1 protein-coding gene is annotated in these 2,732 nt (G+C 73.6%); it reads right to left on the reverse strand.

The window, feature by feature from the left end; genetic code table 11:
* Nucleotides 1–2,732 (reverse strand): condensation domain-containing protein (locus H343_RS0124615; protein ID WP_028433288.1); only part of this gene is annotated, 2,732 nt, incomplete at both ends.

Genomic DNA, 2,732 nt, shown 5'->3' on the forward strand with positions numbered 1-2,732 from the left:
GCGCCGCGTCCGGTGTAGCCGCGGGCGACGCCCGCGCCGCCGAGGAAGAGTTCACCGACCACGCCCACCGCCACCGGACGCAACCCCTCGTCCAGTACGAACACGGTTCGGCCCGGCAGCGGGCGGCCCACCGGCTCGACGCCGGTCTCCGTCTCCTCCCCGCACGTCACGTCGTGGACCGTCGCCGTGACGACCGCCTCGGTGGGCCCGTAGGCGTTGAGCACCCGGCCGCCCACGGTCTTCCGCCACAGGCCGGCCTCGGCGGCGGGCATGGCGTCGCCGCCGACGATCGTCAGCCGGACGTTCAGCTCCTCGGGCAGCACGGCGCCGTTCCCGAGCACCCCGGCCATCTGCCGCCACATGCCCGTCGGCGGGTTGAAGACGCTCACGCCCTTCCGGGCGAGGAAGGACAGCAGGTCGTGCGCGTCCAGCAGACCGGTGGGCCGCACCACGGTGGACGCGCCGATCACCAGAGGGGCGAAGAGCTGCTCGACGCTGCTGTCGAAGGAGAACGAGCCGAAGACCATCGCGCGGTCACGGGCGGTGAGCCCGAACGCGTCCTCGACCTGCCGGAGATGGGCGGCGATCTGCCCGTGGGTGACCGCTACGCCCTTGGGTCTGCCGGTGGAGCCCGAGGTGTAGATGAGGTACGCCAGATCCCCGTCCTCGGCCTGGTCCAGATCCGCCGGACAGGAGGCGTCCACATCGGCGGTCAGGTCCAGCGCGTCGAGGTCCAGGACGGTCGTACCGTCCGGGAGCGCGGCGTCGAGCGTCCCGGCCGGGACGCCCCCGCCGCGCACGACGACCCGGCAGCCGGAGTCCTCGGCCATCAGGCGCAGCCGCCCGGCCGGATAGTCGGGGTCGAGGGTGAGCCAGCCGCCGCCCGCGCGGAGCACCGCGAGCATCCCGGCGCCCATCAGGACGCCGCGCGGAAGGCAGAGCCCGACCACCGACTCGGGGCCCACTCCCGCCTCCCGCAGGCGCACGGCCAGAACGGCGGAGGCGCGGGCGAGTTCGCCGTAGGTCCAGGTGCTCTCGTCGTCGAGCAGCGCCACGTCCCCGGGCGCGTTGCGGGCGTGCCTGAGCACCGCGGTGTGCACCAGCGGCACACCTCTGTGCGGGGGGACGTCCGCGCCCGACCAGGACTCGGGCACGTCGGACGCGCCGACACCCAGGCCGTGCAGCGGCGCCGTCAAGTCGTCGGTGAGCGTTCCCAGGACCCGCTCCAGCTCGTCCGCGAACCACTCGGCACCCTCCGCGTCGAACGCGGCCGGGTCGACGCAGACACGCAGGTGCAGCCGGTCACCCGGCAGCATCTGGAGGCTCACCGGGTAGTTGGTGTGCTCCAGCAGCCTGCCGTCCTCCACCGTGAAGCCGTCGGCGGTGAAGCTCTCGAAGGGATAGTTCTCGACGACCACGATGGAATCGAAGAGCTGGGCGCCGACTGGCACGCCCGCGCAGGCCGTCACCTCGGCGAGCGGGGTGTGCTGGTGCTCCGCCAGGTCCTGGAGGGAACGGTGGACGGAGCGCAGCCAGTCGCCGACCTGCTCGTCGTCGTTCATCTGCACACGCAGCGGCAGCGTGTTGACGAAGAGGCCGACGGTCTGCTCGATGCCCTCGATCTCGGCGGGCCGTCCGGAGAGCACGCTGCCGACGGTGAGATCGCGGGCGCCGGTGCGCCCGGCCACCACCAGCGCCCACGCGGCGTGCACCAGGGCGGCCACGGTGATGCCCAGTTCGCGGGCGGTCTCGCGGACGCTCTCACTGGACTCGGCGCTCAGCCGCAGTGCGGGCTCGAAGCGCTCGACGCGTTCGGTGCCGGAGCCGGCCGCCGGGCCGACCGAACCGGGCTTCAGCAGCGCCGGGTCGGCGAAGCCGCCGAGCTGTCCGCGCCAGAACGCCTCGTCCTCGCTCCGGTCGCGCTGCTCGCTCCAGCGGACGAACGTGCCGTAGTCCGGGGCCGGGCCGAGCGCGGCCGGGGTGCCCGCGCGGGCCGCCGCGTACAGCTCGAACGCCTCACCGGCGACGACCGGCAGCGACCAGCCGTCGATGAGCAGGTGGTGGTGGGTCCATACCAGCGTCCACCGGTCCTCCGCCGTCCGCAGCAGGGAAAGCCGCACGAGCGGGCCGCTGCTGAGTTCGAACCCGGCGGAGCGGTCGGCGGCCAGGAAACGGCTCATCCGTTCCTCGACGGTGCCCCCGTGCTCGTCGCCGCCGTCGCGGGTCCAGTCCTCGTGGGCGGTGGGCACCACGACCGTCCGCGGGACGACGAGCAGTGGACGCTCCACCTCCTCCCAGGCGCAGTGGGCGCGCAGCGAGGGGTGTCTGCCGATGGCCGTGGACCACGCTTCCAGGAGGGCGGCCGGGTCGATGTCGCCGCGCAGGGTGCACACCAGCTGCTCGGTGTACGCCTCCGACTCCGGTTCGGCCAGGGCGTGGTAGAGCATGCCCTGCTGGAGTCCGGACATCGGCCAGACGGCGTGCAGCGGCCCCGAGGTCTGCTCCTGGGCCGCGAGTGCCTCGGCGGGCATCAGCGAGGTGTCGAGCTCCGCGGGGCTCTCGCCGGCGTCGTCCGTGTCCGCACCGGCCGTGCCGTCCGCCCCGGCGCCGTCCCCGTCGGTGCCGAAGAGCACAGCGTGGGGGGCGAGTTGGGCGATGGTGGGGTGTTCGAAGAGTTGGCGGGGGTTGATGCGGATGCCGACGCGGCGGGCGCGGGCGACGACTTGGATGGA

This window comes from Streptomyces sp. TAA204, from assembly GCF_000424965.1.